We start from the raw sequence: 17,065 nt of genomic DNA on the forward strand, positions 1-17,065 counted from the left end.
GGTGATGTGACATGAGCCAGCCGAAACTTCTCGACACCCCGCTTTATGCCCTGCTGCACAAAGACGACATCGCAGGCTTCAACAAGGAACGCCCGAACGACGGCCCGATCGACATGGTTGGTGGCGACTTCCGTGGTCTCGACTTGCGTGAACTGAACGCCGATGGCGTGGATTTCCGGGACGCCTACTTCCGCTCTGCCGATTTGCGTGGCATCGACTTTCGTAATGCATCACTCGAAGGCGCGAGCCTGGCCCATGCGCAGATTTCCGGCGCGTACTTCCCGCCGGAACTGAGTGCGGACGAGATCCTGATGTCGATGAATTTCGGCACCCGCCTGCGCTATCGCACTCGCTGATAATTTTTATCTTTCTCTGACCCGACGCCTTTCCCGTGTGGGAGCGGGCTTGCTCGCGAAGGCGTAGTGTCAGTCGATACATCTGGTGGCTGACAGGACGCCTTCGCGAGCAAGCCCCGCTCCTACATGTTTCCGCGTTTCTTCCCTCCTGTCTGCGTTCGCAGCCCCTTTCTTAGAAGCGTTTGCGTCGAATCCGACCAAACAACCACGCTTTTCCTACTGATGGCTACACTCCTGAGAAGATCGCCCACGCACCATTCGGCCGTCGCAAGGAGGCTTGATGAATGATGAACTGCAACACCTGAAGAATCTTGGCAAGACGTCGGCGCAATGGCTGCATGCCGTGGGTATCCACAGCGCCTCGGACTTGCGTCGCCTGGGGGCGGTGGACGCCTATCGGGCCGTGCGTACCCGCGGGTTTCGCGCATCAAAGGTGTTGTTGTACGCGATCGAAGGGGCGCTGATGGATGTGCACTGGAACGACATCCCGGCCGAACGCAAAGACGCCTTGAACAAGCAGCTCGAAGCCATCTCCTCGCGTCACAAGAACTGAACAGGCGCTGACGGCCATGTATCTGCTCGGGGAACAATCGGCACCTGTCGATGCACTGATCAATCGTTTGCAGAGTTTGCCTGCAAGCTGGCTCGAGGGGCTTTCGCCGTGCGGGCCGGCGCTTGAGCCAGAAACCTCTGACGACCTGATGGCGCAGCTCCCACATGATCAACTGTTTCTACTGACAGAAGGCGTCATCAACGGCTACATCGGCGGCCGTGCGCTGTTTTACTGGCAGGAAGGCGATCTGATCGGTCTGCAGCAAGGTGACGCCTGGGCCGATTGTCGTCTGCGCAGCGACGGGCCATTGCGCTTGCTGCCCTATCGGCGAACCGAACTGTTCCAGCATTTATATGCCGAGCCGGGCCGGGCCGAACAGTGGCTTGAGTATCTGCTGGGGCAGATGGCGCTGCTGGCTCACGCGGTGGCCGAACTGAAACCGCGGGAGTTCCGCAGCACCAATGGTTTTAAACGGGTCGAGAGCGGTGAGGTGCTGATCCAGCAGGGCGATGCCGCCCATCACGTCTTCGTGATCATCGATGGGCATGCCGAAGCGTTCGTGGATGGACACAAGGTTGGCGAAGTGCCCAAGGACGAGATTTTCGGCGCCATGGCGGTGTTCACCGGTGAGCCACGCAATGCGACGGTCATCGCTCGCGAGCCGAGCACGGTGATGCTGATTCCCGGCGAGCAGTTTCTGAGCATGACCCGCACCAATCCGAAGATCGCGCACAGCCTGATTGAGAGCATGGCCCGGCGCATCGGCCAGCTTAATCAGCAGATCACGCAACTGAGTGCGATCAAAGCTCCACGTTGAGTCCCTTGTTTCCGGGGCATTCCAGCCATTTGCACGACTAAATCAAGCAAACGGAAAAACAGTGGTTGACTCGGTAATGAGAATCGCTATGATTATCACAACTGGTCGCGAGATCAGTCGATATTCTGAAAAGCCCTTGGTTCGGACTCTCAGATTATCTCCTCATCAGGCTAATCACGGTTATTTGACCCGGTTTTTACCGGGTCTTTTTTTGCCTGTGGAAAAGTCATTGGCCAAATTGTTTGCGCATCTGCGCGCAGTAATCCTGCGCGGGAGTGGCCGGGGTGTACCAGACGAAATCAGCCATCGCCGCAGTCACTTCAGCGCCCTGCTCGGCCAGCATCAGCACCGTTGGCGCCCGGGCTGCGCCCAGATCCAGCACATGCAGCGGCACGCCAACATCCTTGCGCGCATGCCAGCCCCCCGCCAACAGTAACGCCGGCGTCGGCGCCGCCATCAAGCGTTCGGCCATACGCCGATCCCGCTGTTGTTGAACAGCAAGCATCGCCGGCATCTGTGATTTGGGCAGCAAGCCGCAATGTGAGTCGCTGATCTGTTCGAGCAGCGTGGCTTTCACCAATGCCGCATTGCTGCGAACACCGCTGAGGGCTGGCGACTGGCGGTAGACAGCGCGGATTTCGCCGTCATCCAGATTGGCCGCCAACAGCGGATAGGGTTGCGTGAGGGCAAACCGAACGATCGGTCCATAGAGAGTCCAGTCCCAGCCATCCTCCCAGGCCAACGCGGCGGGAAGATCAGTAGGGGGCGCTGCTGCATGGCGAACCTGGTCAACGTTCGGCTGTTGCTTCGGCGTGAGCATTTCCAGCAGCAGACTGCCCTGAGGACGCTGCTCCCCAAGCGCCTGCAACAGCCACAACTGCGCGGCGTGGTGATCGGCGTTGTCATGCTGCTCGCCGATGATGAGCAGTTGCGGCCCCGACAGACGCGTCAGCAGTTCCTGTGCCGTCAGTATCTGGCCGCTGTGCAGATCACGAATTTCGCCACTGATTGGCGGGGGCGGGGAAACATGCTGACACCCTGCAAGCAGCAACACCGCTAACAACCACATCCCGCGCATACCATCACCTCGATGAGAAATCAGCGGGCGATGATCAGCGGATGCCCACGCTCCGGGTGCGGCTGCACCAATACCTCGAGACCGAACACAGCTTTGAGCGAGTCCGGTCGCAAGACTTGCTGCGGCGTATCCAGCGCCACCGGGCGCCCGCCTTCGAGCAGCAACACCCGATCACAATAGCGCGCCGCCAGATTCAGATCATGCAGGATGACCAGCACCGCCGCGCCACGATCGGCAAACTCGCGCACCGCCTGCAACGTGGTGTGTTGATGCAAGGGATCGAGCATCGAGGTCGGTTCATCCAGCAACAGGGTTTGTCCGGCCTGCCCAGGCCATAACTGCGCCAGCACCCGCGCCAGATGTACACGCTGGCGCTCGCCGCCCGACAGCGCCAGATAACTGCGCCCGCTCAGATGCCCGGCATCCGCAGCGGCCAGCGCTGCCGCAACGATCTCGTCGTCGCGCGCCCGACCGCTTTGATAAGGCAAGCGGCCCATACCGACCACTTCTTCCACGCGGAAGGCAAAATCCAGCGTCGAGACCTGCGGCAACACCGCCAGACGCTGGGCGCGCTGCGTACCTGTCCAGTGACTCAGCGCCTTGTCATCGAGCAACACCTCGCCCTCACCCGCAGCCAGTTCACCGCACAACGCACCAAGCAAGGTACTTTTGCCGGCACCGTTCGGCCCGAGCACACCCAGCACCTCACCGGGTTCAAGTTGCAGGGTGACGTCGCTGAGGACTGTCTTGCGCCCGCGACGGATATGCAGATTGTGCGCACGCAGCATCAGGCACGTCCTCGCAGCAGCAAATAGAGGAAGAACGGCGCACCGATAAACGCGGTGACAATACCGATCGGCAACTCTGCCGGCGCCAGCGCCAGCCGCGCCACCAGATCCGCCAGCAACAACAGGCTCGCCCCCGCCAACACTGATGCTGGCAACAGCACCCGGTGATCGGGCCCGGCCAATAAACGCACCAGATGCGGCACCACCAGCCCGACGAAGCCAATCATCCCCGCTGCTGCCACCGCTGCGCCAACACCCAACGCCGTGCAGAACACCAGTTCACGCTTGAGCCGTTCGACATCAATCCCCAGATGCCCGGCTTCGGACTCCCCGAGCAACAGCGCATTCAGCGCTTTGGCACGACGCGGCAGCCACAACGCAACGCCAGTGCTGATGATCAGCAACGGCCACAATCGCGCATAACTGGCGCCATTGAGGCTGCCCAGATTCCAGAAAGTCAGCGTGCGCAAGGTCGCGTCATCCGCCAGATAGGTGAACAGACCCACCGCCGAGCTTGCCAATGCCGTCAGCGCGATCCCGGCCAGCAGCATGGTCGCGACGTTGGTCTGGCCGTTGCGCCGTCCGAGCCGATAGACCAGCGCCGTCACGCCCAGCCCACCGAGAAACGCGCACGCCGACAACAGATACGGCCCGAACCACTCTGGCAAACCGCCAAAAAACGAACCGCCGACAATCGCAATCGCTGCGCCGAGTGCCGCACCGCTGGACACCCCGACCAGCCCGGGATCGGCCAACGGATTGCGAAACAACCCCTGCATCGCCACACCCGACAGCGCCAGCACACCGCCGACAGCCAATCCAAGCAAGGTGCGCGGCAGACGGATTTGCCCGAGGATCAGTTCAGCCTGCTCCAGCCCATCCGGCGCCAGCGGCACGCCGAGCATGCGCAGAGCCGCGCGCAACGTATCGAACAGCGGCAGACTCACAGGCCCCAGCGCCAACGATAGCCAGATGGCCAGCAAACACAGAAGCGCCAGGCCGATAAACAGGCTTCGTGGTTTGACCAGTACGGTCATTGGCCGCTCGCGGTCGGGTAGAAACCGTCAGACAAAGTCTTCAGTGCCGCTGGCAAACGTGGCCCAAGCCCGCCGACCAGCAGCGTCGGATCCAGCTCCAGCACCCGTCCGGCCTTGGCCGCACGGCTTGAATTGAGAATGGGGTTTTCCTTGAACAACGCCGCTTTTGCCGCCTCGCCGCTCAACGCGCGATCAGCAAACACCAGCACCTCAGGATCGAGCCCGGCCAGCGACTCCACGGAGAACGGCTTGTAACCGGTATGCGTCGCCAGGTTATGTCCGCCGGCCCGTTGCAGCAGCCAGTCGGCGGCAGTGTCCTTGCCGGCAATCAACGGTTTGCCGCCGGCATGCCCGATCAGCACCAGCACACCGGGCGTCTTACGCTTGGCCTGCAACTCGGCGACTCGCGCTTTCTGCTCGGTAAGCCGCTGTTGATAACTTTCCAGCAACCGAGTCGCCTGCGCTTGCGCGCCCAGCAATTGTCCGAGATGCGTAACGTTTTTTTCCAGGGTCGGCAGATCCGGCTGCGCCGAGAACAGTTCGACCTGTACCTTGGCGCTCTTCACCTGAGCAATAACCGGCGGCGGGCCCATTTCTTCGGTACCGATGAGAATGTCCGGGCGCAGGCTGAGAATGCCTTCAGCCGAGAGGCTGCGTTGATAACCGATGCTTGGCAGCTGCTTCAGCGACTGCGGATGCTGGCTGGTAGTGTCGACCCCGACCAGTCTGGATTCGCCACCCAATGCACTCACCCACTCCGAAAGCGCCCCACCGGCGCTGACCCAACGCTGTGGCAAATCGGCAGCTGTCGCCTGAAGGCTGGCGAGCAGTCCGACACACAGCACAGCAACGCGGGTAATCAGGCGCATACGCAGCTTTCCTTGAACAGTTTTCCCGGGCAGCGAACCGGCAGGCCAAGTATCCTTGGCGGCGGCTGCGCACAGTGGGCGAAGGCGGCCATTTGATAATTGTTTGCATTTAAACGTCAAGCTCGGACATTTCCTGAAACGAGCCGACACTTGAGGATAGCCATGAAGTTCTTGTGCGCCGGCACCGATCTCGCTGAGGCCGGCAGCCGTGGGTTCGACATCGACGGCAACAAACTGTTTGCCGTGCGCCGCAATGGCCAGGCCTATGTTTATCTCAACCGTTGCCCGCATCGTGGCGTCGGCCTGGAATGGCATCCCGACCAGTTTCTCGACCCGAGCAACAGCCTGATCCAGTGCGCCACCCACGGCGCACTGTTTCTGATCGAGGACGGTGAATGCGTCGCCGGGCCCTGCGCCGGACAATCCCTGACCGCCATCCCCTGCCGCGAAGATGCCCAAGGTTTGTGGATAGATATTTAACCGTTGAGCAAAACGTCCAGCCGCCGGTCGATCACCATCTCTTCGTGGTTCAAACGCACGCCGTAGGCCAACACCTCGACCCCGCACGCCACCGCTTCACGCAGGGCATCGGCGTAGGCCGAATCGATTTCCTCGGCCGGCCGCACCGCTTCAATCCCGCTGAGATTGACGCAATACAACTGCACCGCACGAATACCGTCACGAGCCAGATGCGCCAGTTCACGCAGATGCTTGGCGCCGCGCTGGGTGACCGCGTCGGGAAACGCCGCCACGTTGGTTCCATCGAAGCCTAACGTGACACTCTTCACTTCCACATAAGCCGGGCCGCTCGGGTATTCGAGGCGAAAGTCGATGCGGCTCTTTTCCTGGCCGTACGGCACTTCGCGTTTAAGCGCCGTAAAGCCGTTCAACTCGCTGATGACTCCGGCTTGCAGCGCCTCTTCGACCAGCGCATTGGCGCGCCCGGTGTTCACGCAGAACAGCCGCCCTTGCGGGGTTTCGCCGATTTCCCAGGTACCGGGCAGCTTGCGCTTCGGGTCGTTTGAGCGACTGAACCACACCTGCCCGCCCTCGACCTGACAATTAAGCATCGAACCGGTGTTCGGGCAGTGCAGGGTCAACAACTCGCCATTGACCGTTTCAACATCCGCCAGAAAACGTTTGTAGCGGCGAATCAACCGCGCCTCTTCCAGAGCCGGATAAAAGCGCATCAGCCTTGCCAGCTCTTCAGGCCGCGAGCGATGCGCTCCACCGCTTCCTGTAAGCGAGGGAGGTTTTGCGTGTAAGCAAAACGCACATGGTGGCTGGCCTGATAACGGCCGAAATCCAGCCCCGGGGTGAAGGCAACGTGCTCGGTTTCGAGGAAATGTCGGCAGAACGCGAAGGCATCACCGCCGAACTGGCTGATATCGGCGTACAAGTAGAACGCACCTTCAGGCTCGACGGCGATGTTGAACCCTAACTCGCGCAACGCCGGCAGTAGGAAGTCGCGGCGGCGGCCAAATTCGGCGCGGCGCTCTTCGAGGATGGCGATAGTGTCCGGCTCGAAACAGGCCAGTGCGGCGTACTGCGCCATGCTCGGGGCACTGATGTAGAGGTTCTGTGCGAGCTTTTCCAGCTCACTGACCGCCGCGTCCGGCGCCACCAGCCAGCCGAGACGCCAGCCGGTCATGCCGAAATACTTGGAAAAACTGTTGAGGACAAAGGCGCTGTCATCGACTTCCAGCACGCTGGCGGCATCGGTGCCGTAAGTCAGGCCGTGGTAGATCTCGTCCACCACCAGATGCCCGTGGCGCGCCTTGATCGCTGTGGATAACCCGGCCAGTTCATCACGGGTCAGAATGGTACCGGTCGGGTTGGCCGGCGACGCCACCAACGCACCGACGCTGTCGTGATCCCAATGCCGCGCCACCAGATCCGGGGTCAGTTGGTAACGCACCTCCGGCCCGACCGGAACCAGTTGCGCCGCGCCTTCGACCAGACGCAGGAAGTGCCGGTTGCACGGGTAGCCCGGATCCGCGAGCAGCCAGTGTTTGCCCGGATCGACCAGCAAGGCACTGGCCAGCAACAGCGCACCGGAGCCACCCGGGGTGATCAGGATCCGCCGCGGATCGATGTTCAGGCCGTAACGCGATTGATAGAACCCGGAAATCGCCTCGCGCAGCTCGGGAATGCCGCGCGCGGCGGTGTAGCGCGTCTTGCCCGCCGTCAGCGCCGCTTGCCCGGCACGGATGATCGGATCGGCCGTGGTGAAGTCCGGCTCGCCGATTTCCAGGTGGATCACGTCGTGACCTTCGGCTTGCAGTTCGTTGGCCCGCGCCAGCAGCGCCATCACATGGAACGGTTCGATCGCACGACTGCGCGCACTGTAGGGCTGAGCCATTGGCCTTCCTTCGACGGGGAAAAAGAAACGATTCTAACCATCTGCCGGAACGAGCGAGAACCCATCGCGGTCACAGCCTCAAGAACGCTGGACTGTAACGATATGAGCGTACGCTCCAGGATTGACTAAAATCAGTGATTGAACAGGCTTTCAACAGCGCCAGACACGGCTTGCCAAACATCTGCAAGCGCCACCCGCCGGGGCCTCGACATCCGGGAGTAGCGCGGGCCGAATTGATCTGGTAAGTTCGCCCGCTTGCAGCCGCAGGGCCGGCAGGTGTCGGTGATGGAGCAATCCTGCGCAATGGATTACAAGAGTAGAGGCGGTCCATTTCATGCCCACCCAAGCAAAGCAACAGCAGCAAGCGACGATCAGCGGCTTCGAACCTTACGTTCCGAAGGCCGGCGAAGAGTACATGGGCGCCCCCATGCGCGCGCACTTCACCAAGATCCTGAACAAGTGGAAACAGGACTTGATGCAGGAAGTCGACCGTACTGTTGATCACATGAAAGACGAAGCGGCCAACTTCCCTGACCCGGCCGACCGTGCCAGCCAGGAAGAAGAATTCGCCCTCGAGCTGCGCGCCCGCGACCGCGAGCGCAAGTTGATCAAGAAGATCGACAAGACCCTCGAACTGATCCAGGACGAAGAGTACGGCTGGTGCGAATCCTGCGGCATCGAGATCGGCGTCAAGCGCCTCGAAGCCCGTCCTACCGCCGATCTGTGCATCGACTGCAAGACCCTGGCGGAAATCAAGGAAAAGCAGGTCGGCAAGTAATCTCGACCTGAACGAAAAACGGAGCGTGCGAACGCTCCGTTTTTGTTTCTGCCTTTTGCCTTTGCCCTTTTGCCTTGCTTTTGTGGGAGGGGGCTTGCTCCCGAATGCGGCCGGCCATTCAACATCCAGGTTGTCTGAACTGACGCTTTCGCGAGCAAGCCCGCTCCCACAGGGGTAATCTGCGCGAATCCTGAAAAGTTATATTGTCCACATGACTGCCAAAACCGCCCCCGCCTACATCGGCCGCTTCGCCCCGACCCCCAGTGGCCACCTGCACTTCGGCTCGCTGGTCGCTGCCCTCGCCTCTTACCTCGACGCGCGCGCGGTCGGCGGGCGCTGGCTGGTGCGCATGGAAGATCTCGATCCGCCCCGGGAGGAACCCGGCGCGCAGGCGGCGATTCTCAAGGCGCTGGAAAGCTACGGTTTCGAATGGGACGGCGAGATGGTGCGCCAGAGTGATCGGCACGACGCCTACGCCGAAGTTCTCAACAGTCTGTTCAACCACGGCCTGGCTTACGCCTGCACCTGTTCGCGCAAACAGCTGGAGCCGTACCACGGCATTTACCCGGGCTTGTGCCGCAATGCCGGCCATGACCAGCAAGAGGCGGCGATCCGCCTGCGCGTGCCGGAGCTGGAATACCACTTCATCGACCGCGTGCAGGGCGAGTTTCGCCAGCATCTGGGGCGCGAAGTCGGCGATTTCGTGATTCGCCGCCGCGATGGCCTCTACGCCTATCAACTGGCCGTGGTGCTGGATGACGCCTGGCAAGGCATCACCGACATCGTGCGTGGCGCCGACCTGCTCGACTCCACGCCGCGCCAGCTCTACCTGCAAGAACTGCTGGGCCTGCGCCAGCCGCGCTATCTGCACCTGCCATTGATCACGCAGCCGGACGGCAACAAGCTCGGCAAATCCTACCGTTCGCCGCCGCTTGAGGCCGACCAAGCCACCCCGCTGTTGCTGCGGGCCCTGCGTGCGCTGGGGCAAAACCCAGGCGCCGAGCTTGAATACGCCTCACCGCAGGAATTGCTCAACTGGGGCGCTGCCCACTGGGATGCATCGAAGATCCCGCGCACACTGACCCTGCCCGAAGCGCAACTGCAATGACGACACTTGCAGTCGCGCCGCCATCCGTTACCATCGCCGCACGTTTTCGGGCACGCGCATAAAAAAGAGAGGCCGGGATGTACATCTATCGCTTGGTCCTGCTTCTGGTCGTGGGAATCTATCTGTTTTCGCCAGCCATCATGGATTGGTGGATCGACGCCACGGGCGCCTGGTATCGGCCGTATCTGCTCTGGTTGATCCTGATTGTCGTGACCTTCATCCTGCAGAGCCAAAAAGATGCCGATGAGCTTTAGCCTGACCCAGATGATCCTGATCAGTGCCGCGTACCTGGCGGTGCTGTTCGGCGTTGCCTGGATCAGTGAACGGGGCATGATCCCGCGGGCGATCATTCGCCACCCGCTGACCTACACCCTGTCGCTGGGGGTCTATGCCAGTGCCTGGGCGTTTTACGGCACGGTGGGGCTGGCCTATCAGTACGGCTACGGTTTTCTCTCCAGTTATCTCGGGGTCTCCGGCGCGTTTCTGCTGGCACCGGTGCTGCTGTATCCGATCCTGAAAATCACCCGCACCTATCAACTGTCGTCGCTGGCGGACCTGTTCGCTTTCCGCTTTCGCAGCACCTGGGCCGGCGCGCTGACCACGATCTTCATGCTGATCGGCGTACTGCCGTTGCTGGCGTTGCAGATTCAGGCGGTGGCCGACTCCATCGGCATCCTCACCGGCGAACCGATCCAGAGCCGCGTCGCGCTGGCGTTCTGTGCGCTGATCATTCTGTTCACGATTTTCTTCGGCTCCCGGCATATCGCCACCCGCGAGAAACACGAAGGGCTGGTGTTCGCGATTGCCTTCGAATCGGTCATAAAACTGATCGCCCTCGGCGGCGTCGGCCTGTATGCGTTGTACGGTGTGTTCGACGGCCCGCAACAGCTTGAGCTGTGGCTGCTGCAAAACCAGACCGCCCTCGCCGCGTTGCACACGCCGCTGCAGGAAGGACCGTGGCGCACGTTGTTGCTGGTGTTCTTCGCCTCGGCGATCGTGATGCCGCACATGTATCACATGACTTTCACCGAAAACCTCAACCCGCGCTCGCTGGTCAGTGCCAGCTGGGGCCTGCCGCTGTTCCTGTTGCTGATGAGCCTGGCGGTGCCGCTGATTCTCTGGGCCGGCCTGAAGCTCGGCGCCACCACCGATCCGGAATATTTCACCCTCGGCATCGGCATTGCCGCCAACAGCAAACCGCTGGCCCTGCTGGCGTACGTCGGCGGATTGTCGGCGGCCAGTGGCCTGATCATCGTCACCACCCTGGCGCTGTCGGGGATGGCGCTGAACCACCTGGTGCTGCCGCTGTACCAGCCGCCGGCCGAGGGCAATATCTACCGCTGGCTGAAGTGGACCCGCCGGGCGCTGATCGTGGCGATCATCATGGCCGGTTTCTGCTTTTATCTGATGCTCGGCGCCGGGCAGGATCTGGCCAACCTTGGCATCGTCGCCTTCGTCGCGACCCTGCAATTCCTGCCCGGCGTGCTCTCGGTGCTGTACTGGCCGACCGCCAACCGGCGCGGCTTTATCGCCGGTCTGATGGCGGGGATTCTGGTGTGGGTGGTGACCATGCTGTTGCCGCTGGTCGGCAATCTGCAGGGTTTCTACATTCCGCTGCTGAACATGATTTACGTGCTGGACGACACCAGTTGGCATATGGCGGCCATCGCCTCGCTGGCGGCCAACGTGCTGATGTTCACCCTGATCTCACTGTTCACCAACGCCAGCCCGGAAGAAGCCAGCGCCGCCGAAGCCTGCGCGGTGGATAACGTGCGTCGTCCGCAACGTCGCGAACTGCACGCCGCCTCGCCCCAGGAGTTCGCCACGCAACTGGCGAAACCGCTGGGCGCCAAGGCGGCGCAGAAAGAAGTCGAGCAAGCCCTGCGCGACCTCTATCTGCCGTTCGACGAACGCCGTCCTTATGCCTTGCGCCGCTTGCGCGACCGTATCGAAGCCAACCTCTCCGGCCTGATGGGGCCGAGCGTGGCGCAGGACATGGTCGAAACCTTCCTGCCATACAAGGCTGGCGGCGAGAACTATGTAACCGAAGACATCCACTTCATCGAAAGCCGCCTCGAGGACTACCACTCGCGCCTCACCGGGCTGGCCGCCGAACTCGACGCCCTGCGCCGCTACCACCGCCAGACCCTGCAGGAGCTGCCGATGGGCGTCTGCTCGCTGGCGAAGGATCAAGAGATCCTGATGTGGAACAAGGCCATGGAAGAACTCACCGGCATCGCCGCGCAACGGGTGGTCGGCTCGCGCCTGAGCACTATCGCCGATCCGTGGAAGCAACTGCTGCAAGGCTTCATCAACCTGCCCGACGAACACTTGCACAAGCAGCACCTGGCCCTCGACGGCCAGACCCGCTGGCTCAATCTGCACAAAGCCGCGATCGATGAACCGTTGGCCCCGGGCAACAGCGGCCTGGTGCTGCTGGTGGAAGACCTGACCGAAACGCAGATGCTCGAAGACAAACTGGTGCACTCCGAACGTCTGGCGAGCATCGGTCGACTGGCGGCGGGTGTGGCCCATGAAATCGGCAACCCGATCACCGGCATCGCCTGTCTGGCGCAGAACCTGCGCGAAGAGCGTGAAGAAGACGGCGAGCTGACGGAAATCAGCGGGCAGATCCTCGAACAGACCAAGCGTGTGTCGCGCATCGTGCAGTCGCTGATGAGCTTCGCTCACGCCGGCAGCCACCAGCACAGCGACGAACCGGTGTGCCTGGCCGAAGTCGCGCAGGATGCGATTGGCCTGCTGGCGCTGAACCGGCGCAACTTCGAAGTGCAGTTCTACAACCTGTGCGATCCCGATCACTGGGTCGAAGGCGATCCGCAGCGGCTCGCCCAGGTGCTGATCAATCTGCTCTCCAACGCCCGTGACGCTTCGCCTGCAGGCAGCGCGGTGCGGGTCAAGAGTGAAGCCGGCGAACACACGGTCGATCTGATCGTCGAGGACGAAGGCAGTGGTATTCCGCAGAACATCATGGACCGATTGTTCGAACCTTTCTTCACCACTAAGGATCCTGGCGAAGGCACCGGTCTGGGCCTTGCACTGGTCTATTCCATCGTTGAAGAGCATTATGGACAAATCACCATCGACAGCCCGGCTGATGTACAAAGCCAGCGCGGCACCCGTATCCGGGTGACCTTACCGCGTCATGTCGAAGCGACGTCCGCTGTGAACTGAGACCGTCGAGAGTATCGAATCAATGCCGCACATTTTGATCGTCGAAGACGAAACCATTATCCGCTCCGCCTTGCGCCGCCTGCTGGAACGCAACCAGTATCAGGTCAGCGAAGCCGGTTCTGTGCAGGAAGCACAAGAACGCTTCAGTATTCCCACATTCGATCTGATCGTCAGCGACCTGCGCCTGCCTGGCGCCCCCGGTACCGAGCTGATCAAGCTTGGCCAGGGCAAACCGGTGCTGATCATGACCAGCTACGCCAGCCTGCGCTCGGCGGTCGACTCGATGAAGATGGGCGCGGTGGACTACATCGCCAAGCCTTTCGATCACGATGAAATGCTCCAGGCCGTCGCGCGGATCCTGCGTGATCACCAGTCCACGCCTGCCGCTGGCGAAGCCGTTGTCGGCAAACCGGCCAATGGCAGCGGCAAGTCCGCCGTCGATAACAGCAACGGTGAAATCGGCATCATCGGTTCGTGCCCGCCGATGCAGGATCTGTACAGCAAGATCCGCAAGGTCGCGCCAACTGATTCCAATGTATTGATTCAGGGCGAGTCCGGTACCGGTAAGGAACTGGTGGCCCGCGCCCTGCACAATCTGTCCAAGCGTGCCAAGGCACCGATGATTTCGGTGAACTGCGCAGCCATTCCGGAAAGCCTGATCGAGTCGGAACTGTTCGGCCACGAAAAAGGCGCGTTCACTGGCGCCAGCGCCGGTCGCGCCGGTCTGGTGGAAGCGGCGGACGGCGGCACGCTGTTCCTCGACGAGATAGGCGAACTGCCGCTGGAAGCCCAGGCCCGCCTGCTGCGCGTGCTGCAGGAAGGCGAGATTCGCCGCGTGGGTTCGGTGCAGTCGCAAAAAGTCGATGTGCGTTTGATCGCCGCGACCCACCGCGACCTCAAGAGCCTGGCGAAAATCGGCCAGTTCCGTGAAGACCTGTATTACCGTCTGCACGTAATTGCCCTGAAACTGCCGGCATTGCGCGAACGTGGCGCCGACGTCAACGAAATCGCCACCGCGTTCCTCGCTCGCCAGAGTGCGCGCATCAACCGTACCGACCTGAAATTTGCCGCCGATGCCGAACAGGCCATCCGGCATTATTCTTGGCCAGGTAACGTGCGCGAGCTGGAAAACGCGGTCGAGCGCGCGGTGATCCTGAGCGAAAGCCCGGAAATCTCTGCCGACCTGCTGGGCATCGACATCGAGCTGAGCGACCTGGAAGACGACGAATTCATCGGCTTGCCCGCACAAACCGCGGGTAACACCAGCAACAGCAGCCATGAGCCGACGGAAGACCTGTCACTGGAAGACTACTTCCAGCACTTCGTTCTCGAGCATCAGGACCACATGACCGAGACCGAACTGGCGCGCAAACTGGGCGTCAGCCGCAAATGCCTGTGGGAACGCCGCCAGCGCCTGGGTATTCCACGGCGCAAGACCGGGGTCACCAGCGAGAGCTGAACGTTACCTGTCGAGTGTGCGGGTAACGCTTGAAACAGTGAAAAAACTGTTACCTCAGTCCTTTCACGTAACAGAAGCCGGGGTTATCGGTAACGAAACCCCGGCTTTTTTTCGCCCAGAGAAAATCGTTATATCGACCTAACCCCTTGTTTTATTGGGCTTCGCAAAAGTTGGCACGGCACCTGCTATATGTTTGGTACAAGAACAATAACAAGCAATGCACAAGACAATAAAAATAAGACGAATCGACTCACGCACAATAAAAACAAGACGGCGAGAGGCGCAGCTAACTGATTCTTTTGGAGAGGCGTTGTATTTGGGGCTAGCCCCACGACCAGGCCGAGAACAACAAAAACTGTCCTAAGACAGAGCCTGTACTGGTTGGATCGCAAGATCACTGCAACACAGCGACCAAAGCAATCCGTTTGCTCTTGGCTCCCGATTGGGAGGGTCATGAAGGAACAGCTTCATGGCGAGGGCACTCAACAAAAACAAGAAGCCCGAATCAATAATAAAAAGAGCACGCAACTACTTCTGGGGGAGCTTCGGCTCCCCTTGTAGTTTCTGTCTTCCGGCAAATTCCCTCCGTTTCTACCCTGCTCGATGCCTGTAGCCTGCGGCTTGCAGCGCAAATCTTCTGCGTCCTACACCATCCCTCGACTAAATGCTAGAATCTGCGCCCATCATGCGGTCATTCTTTGGTATGGCCGAACATTCCTTCAAACAGTGCATCCCATGCTGAAGAAGCTGTTCCAGTCATTCCGGTCTCCCGTGCGTCGTACGCAACACATCCGCAGCACCCCTGAAGTGCTTAACAGCGGCCAACACTCGCTGCAAAAAGGGCAATTCAGCCGCTATGCGGTCAATATCGTCGAACGCTTGCAAGGCGCCGGCTACCAGGCCTACCTGGTCGGTGGTTGCGTGCGTGACATGCTGTTGGGCATCACGCCCAAGGACTTCGACGTCGCCACCAGCGCCACCCCCGAGCAAGTCCGTGCCGAATTCCGCAATGCGCGGATCATCGGTCGCCGCTTCAAACTGGTGCATATCCATTTCGGTCGCGAAATCATCGAAGTCGCGACCTTCCGCGCCAATCACCCGGTCAATGAAGATGACGAAGACAGCAACCAGTCTTCGCGCAACGAGAGCGGGCGGATTCTGCGCGACAACGTTTACGGCACCCTGGAAGAAGACGCGCAACGCCGCGACTTCACCATCAACGCCCTGTATTACGATCCGGTCAGCGAGCGCATTCTCGATTACGCCAACGGCGTACACGACATCCGCAATCACCTGATCCGACTGATCGGCGATCCGAAGCAGCGTTACCAGGAAGACCCGGTGCGCATGCTGCGAGCCGTACGTTTCGCCGCCAAGCTCAATTTCGGCATCGAGAAACACACCGTGCAGCCGATCCGCGAACTGGCGCCGATGCTGCGCGAGATCCCGTCGGCCCGCCTGTTCGAGGAAGTGCTCAAGCTGTTCCTTTCCGGCCATGGCGCGATCACTTTCGAGATGCTGGTCGATCTGCAACTGTTCGCCCCGCTGTTCCCGGCCAGTGCCGACGCACTCGAGCACAACCCGGAATACACCCACACGCTGATCAGCGAAGCGCTGACCAACACCGACCTGCGCATCAAGCAGAACAAACCGGTGACCCCGGCGTTCCTGTTTGCCGCCCTGCTGTGGCCTGCCCTGCCGGCCCGCGTGTTGCGTCTGCAGGAACGTGGCATGCCACCGATTCCGGCGATGCAGGAAGGTGCGCACGAGCTGATCGCCGAACAGTGCCAGCGCATCGCCATTCCAAAGCGTTTCACCATGCCGATCCGCGAGATCTGGGACATGCAGGAACGCCTGCCACGCCGCAGCGGCAAACGCGCCGACCTGCTGCTGGACAATCCACGCTTCCGCGCCGGTTACGACTTCCTGCTGCTGCGTGAAAGCGCTGGCGAGCAGACTGACGGTCTCGGCGAATGGTGGACGGATTATCAGGACGCCAACGACAGCGAACGTCGCGACATGATCCGCGACCTCAGCGGCAAGGGTGATGACGCCAGCGGCGCGCCGCGCAAACGTCGTCGCAGCAGCGGTTCCAAGCGCAAGCGCGCCGGGGCTCCGAGCGCATCGGGCGAATAAGGCATGGAACGCATCTATATCGGCCTGGGCAGCAACCTCGCTGACCCGGCCGAACAATTGCGCAGCGCGCTCAACGCGCTGGGCCAATTGCCGCAGACCGCCCTCGCCGGTGTTTCGGCGTTCTATCAGAGCGATTCACTGCTGCCAGGACAACCGCGTTACACCAACGCGGTCGCCGCCCTCGACAGTGACCTCGCGCCGCTGGACCTGCTCGATGCGCTGCAAGCCATCGAGAATGATCAGGGCCGCGAGCGACTGGAACGCTGGGGGCCGCGCACGCTGGATCTGGATATCCTGTTGTTCGGCGATCGCCTGATCGACGAGCCACGGCTGAAAGTCCCGCATTATCAAATTCAGGAACGGGCGTTCGTTCTGTATCCCCTGGCCGAACTGGCGCCCGAAGATCTGCGCCTGGCCGATGGCCGCACCCTCGCCGATCTGCTCGCCGCCTGCCCGTTCGTCGGCCTCGAACGCCTCTCCCACGCCTGAAAATAGTCCCCCCTCTGGGAGCGGGCTTGCTCGCGAAAGCGCT

General features: G+C 61.2%; 17 protein-coding genes. 11 read left to right on the top strand and 6 right to left on the bottom strand.

Going from position 1 to position 17,065, the window contains the following annotated elements; genetic code table 11:
- The first annotated feature begins 11 nt into the window (after positions 1 to 11).
- The 3 genes from V9L13_RS16185 (at position 12) to V9L13_RS16195 (ending at position 1,726) form a co-directional block, all read left to right on the top strand.
- Positions 12 to 356, top strand: coding sequence for a pentapeptide repeat-containing protein (locus V9L13_RS16185; RefSeq protein WP_003228227.1), 345 nt, complete (start codon positions 12 to 14; stop codon positions 354 to 356).
- 280 nt (positions 357 to 636) lie between these two features.
- The gene (locus tag V9L13_RS16190; protein ID WP_003228231.1) at positions 637 to 909 is read left to right on the top strand and encodes a TfoX/Sxy family protein; all 273 of its coding nucleotides are present in this window, start codon (positions 637 to 639) and stop codon (positions 907 to 909) included.
- A 16-nt stretch (positions 910 to 925) separates the two neighbouring features.
- Entirely contained in the window at positions 926 to 1,726 is an 801-nt protein-coding gene (locus V9L13_RS16195) for a Crp/Fnr family transcriptional regulator (RefSeq protein WP_338800013.1), read from the top strand.
- 226 nt (positions 1,727 to 1,952) lie between these two features.
- Here V9L13_RS16195 and V9L13_RS16200 read toward each other — a convergent pair whose 3' ends face one another.
- From V9L13_RS16200 to V9L13_RS16215, 4 genes are read right to left on the bottom strand one after another with little or no spacing between them, the layout of a single operon-like run.
- A complete protein-coding gene (locus V9L13_RS16200; RefSeq protein WP_338800014.1) occupies positions 1,953 to 2,804 on the bottom strand; it encodes a ChaN family lipoprotein in 852 nt (283 codons plus the stop codon).
- 20 nt (positions 2,805 to 2,824) lie between these two features.
- Complete coding sequence (locus V9L13_RS16205) at positions 2,825 to 3,592, bottom strand: heme ABC transporter ATP-binding protein (RefSeq protein ID WP_003228237.1); 768 nt, start codon at positions 3,590 to 3,592, stop codon at positions 2,825 to 2,827.
- Entirely contained in the window at positions 3,592 to 4,575 is a 984-nt protein-coding gene (locus V9L13_RS16210) for an iron ABC transporter permease (protein WP_177325717.1), read from the bottom strand. Before V9L13_RS16210 ends, V9L13_RS16205 begins: the two co-directional genes overlap by 1 nt.
- A 50-nt stretch (positions 4,576 to 4,625) precedes the next feature.
- Positions 4,626 to 5,498 carry an ABC transporter substrate-binding protein gene (locus V9L13_RS16215; RefSeq protein ID WP_338800015.1) on the bottom strand — a complete coding sequence of 291 codons (873 nt, stop codon included), beginning with the start codon at positions 5,496 to 5,498 and terminating at the stop codon, positions 4,626 to 4,628.
- A gap of 162 nt (positions 5,499 to 5,660) precedes the next feature.
- Between V9L13_RS16215 and V9L13_RS16220 the strand changes: the two genes are divergently transcribed.
- Positions 5,661 to 5,978 carry a Rieske (2Fe-2S) protein gene (locus tag V9L13_RS16220; protein ID WP_338800016.1) on the top strand — a complete coding sequence of 106 codons (318 nt, stop codon included), beginning with the start codon at positions 5,661 to 5,663 and terminating at the stop codon, positions 5,976 to 5,978.
- On the opposite strand, the gene sfsA is transcribed toward V9L13_RS16220, so the two are convergent.
- The gene (gene sfsA, locus V9L13_RS16225; protein WP_003228246.1) at positions 5,975 to 6,688 is read right to left on the bottom strand and encodes a DNA/RNA nuclease SfsA; all 714 of its coding nucleotides are present in this window, start codon (positions 6,686 to 6,688) and stop codon (positions 5,975 to 5,977) included. The two genes, V9L13_RS16220 and sfsA, sit on opposite strands and share 4 nt — an antisense overlap.
- Positions 6,688 to 7,860: a pyridoxal phosphate-dependent aminotransferase gene (locus tag V9L13_RS16230; protein ID WP_338800017.1), complete on the bottom strand. Its 1,173-nt coding sequence runs from the start codon at positions 7,858 to 7,860 to the stop codon at positions 6,688 to 6,690. Before V9L13_RS16230 ends, sfsA begins: the two co-directional genes overlap by 1 nt.
- 334 nt (positions 7,861 to 8,194) lie before the next feature.
- Here V9L13_RS16230 and dksA point away from each other — a divergent pair, with 334 nt between their 5' ends.
- From dksA to folK, 7 genes are all read left to right on the top strand, one after another.
- Complete coding sequence (gene dksA, locus V9L13_RS16235) at positions 8,195 to 8,638, top strand: RNA polymerase-binding protein DksA (protein ID WP_003228250.1); 444 nt, start codon at positions 8,195 to 8,197, stop codon at positions 8,636 to 8,638.
- Between the two features lie 211 nt (positions 8,639 to 8,849).
- The gene (gene gluQRS, locus V9L13_RS16240) at positions 8,850 to 9,746 is read left to right on the top strand and encodes a tRNA glutamyl-Q(34) synthetase GluQRS (protein WP_201136567.1); all 897 of its coding nucleotides are present in this window, start codon (positions 8,850 to 8,852) and stop codon (positions 9,744 to 9,746) included.
- A 77-nt stretch (positions 9,747 to 9,823) separates the two neighbouring features.
- Positions 9,824 to 10,000 (top strand): hypothetical protein, encoded by a 177-nt coding sequence (locus tag V9L13_RS16245; RefSeq protein WP_003176118.1) that lies wholly within the window; start codon positions 9,824 to 9,826, stop codon positions 9,998 to 10,000.
- Entirely contained in the window at positions 9,984 to 12,938 is a 2,955-nt protein-coding gene (locus tag V9L13_RS16250) for a sensor histidine kinase (RefSeq protein ID WP_003228254.1), read from the top strand. The genes V9L13_RS16245 and V9L13_RS16250 overlap by 17 nt, the downstream gene beginning before the upstream one ends.
- A gap of 22 nt (positions 12,939 to 12,960) precedes the next feature.
- Complete coding sequence (locus V9L13_RS16255; RefSeq protein WP_338800018.1) at positions 12,961 to 14,397, top strand: sigma-54 dependent transcriptional regulator; 1,437 nt, start codon at positions 12,961 to 12,963, stop codon at positions 14,395 to 14,397.
- A 735-nt stretch (positions 14,398 to 15,132) separates the two neighbouring features.
- The gene (locus V9L13_RS16260) at positions 15,133 to 16,533 is read left to right on the top strand and encodes a polynucleotide adenylyltransferase PcnB (RefSeq protein WP_003228258.1); all 1,401 of its coding nucleotides are present in this window, start codon (positions 15,133 to 15,135) and stop codon (positions 16,531 to 16,533) included.
- 3 nt (positions 16,534 to 16,536) lie between these two features.
- Positions 16,537 to 17,022, top strand: coding sequence for a 2-amino-4-hydroxy-6-hydroxymethyldihydropteridine diphosphokinase (folK, locus tag V9L13_RS16265; protein ID WP_338800019.1), 486 nt, complete (start codon positions 16,537 to 16,539; stop codon positions 17,020 to 17,022).
- The last annotated feature ends 43 nt before the right edge of the window (positions 17,023 to 17,065 follow it).

It is taken from the genome of Pseudomonas sp. RSB 5.4, assembly GCF_037126175.1.
GTDB classification, from domain to species: domain Bacteria; phylum Pseudomonadota; class Gammaproteobacteria; order Pseudomonadales; family Pseudomonadaceae; genus Aquipseudomonas; species Aquipseudomonas fluorescens_H.

Bases quoted from the DNA above. Each gene is read 5' to 3' on its own strand.
- V9L13_RS16215 (WP_338800015.1), bottom strand. From the start codon at position 5,498: ATGCGCCTGATTACCCGCGTTGCTGTGCTGTGTGTCGGACTGCTCGCC.
- V9L13_RS16255 (WP_338800018.1), top strand. From the start codon at position 12,961: ATGCCGCACATTTTGATCGTCGAAGACGAAACCATTATCCGCTCCGCC.
- V9L13_RS16250 (WP_003228254.1), top strand. From the start codon at position 9,984: ATGCCGATGAGCTTTAGCCTGACCCAGATGATCCTGATCAGTGCCGCG.
- V9L13_RS16185 (WP_003228227.1), top strand. From the start codon at position 12: ATGAGCCAGCCGAAACTTCTCGACACCCCGCTTTATGCCCTGCTGCAC.
- V9L13_RS16245 (WP_003176118.1), top strand. From the start codon at position 9,824: ATGTACATCTATCGCTTGGTCCTGCTTCTGGTCGTGGGAATCTATCTG.
- V9L13_RS16200 (WP_338800014.1), bottom strand. From the start codon at position 2,804: ATGCGCGGGATGTGGTTGTTAGCGGTGTTGCTGCTTGCAGGGTGTCAG.
- V9L13_RS16230 (WP_338800017.1), bottom strand. From the start codon at position 7,860: ATGGCTCAGCCCTACAGTGCGCGCAGTCGTGCGATCGAACCGTTCCAT.
- V9L13_RS16260 (WP_003228258.1), top strand. From the start codon at position 15,133: ATGCTGAAGAAGCTGTTCCAGTCATTCCGGTCTCCCGTGCGTCGTACG.
- gluQRS (WP_201136567.1), top strand. From the start codon at position 8,850: ATGACTGCCAAAACCGCCCCCGCCTACATCGGCCGCTTCGCCCCGACC.
- dksA (WP_003228250.1), top strand. From the start codon at position 8,195: ATGCCCACCCAAGCAAAGCAACAGCAGCAAGCGACGATCAGCGGCTTC.
- folK (WP_338800019.1), top strand. From the start codon at position 16,537: ATGGAACGCATCTATATCGGCCTGGGCAGCAACCTCGCTGACCCGGCC.
- V9L13_RS16205 (WP_003228237.1), bottom strand. From the start codon at position 3,592: ATGCTGCGTGCGCACAATCTGCATATCCGTCGCGGGCGCAAGACAGTC.
- V9L13_RS16220 (WP_338800016.1), top strand. From the start codon at position 5,661: ATGAAGTTCTTGTGCGCCGGCACCGATCTCGCTGAGGCCGGCAGCCGT.
- V9L13_RS16195 (WP_338800013.1), top strand. From the start codon at position 926: ATGTATCTGCTCGGGGAACAATCGGCACCTGTCGATGCACTGATCAAT.
- V9L13_RS16190 (WP_003228231.1), top strand. From the start codon at position 637: ATGAATGATGAACTGCAACACCTGAAGAATCTTGGCAAGACGTCGGCG.
- sfsA (WP_003228246.1), bottom strand. From the start codon at position 6,688: ATGCGCTTTTATCCGGCTCTGGAAGAGGCGCGGTTGATTCGCCGCTAC.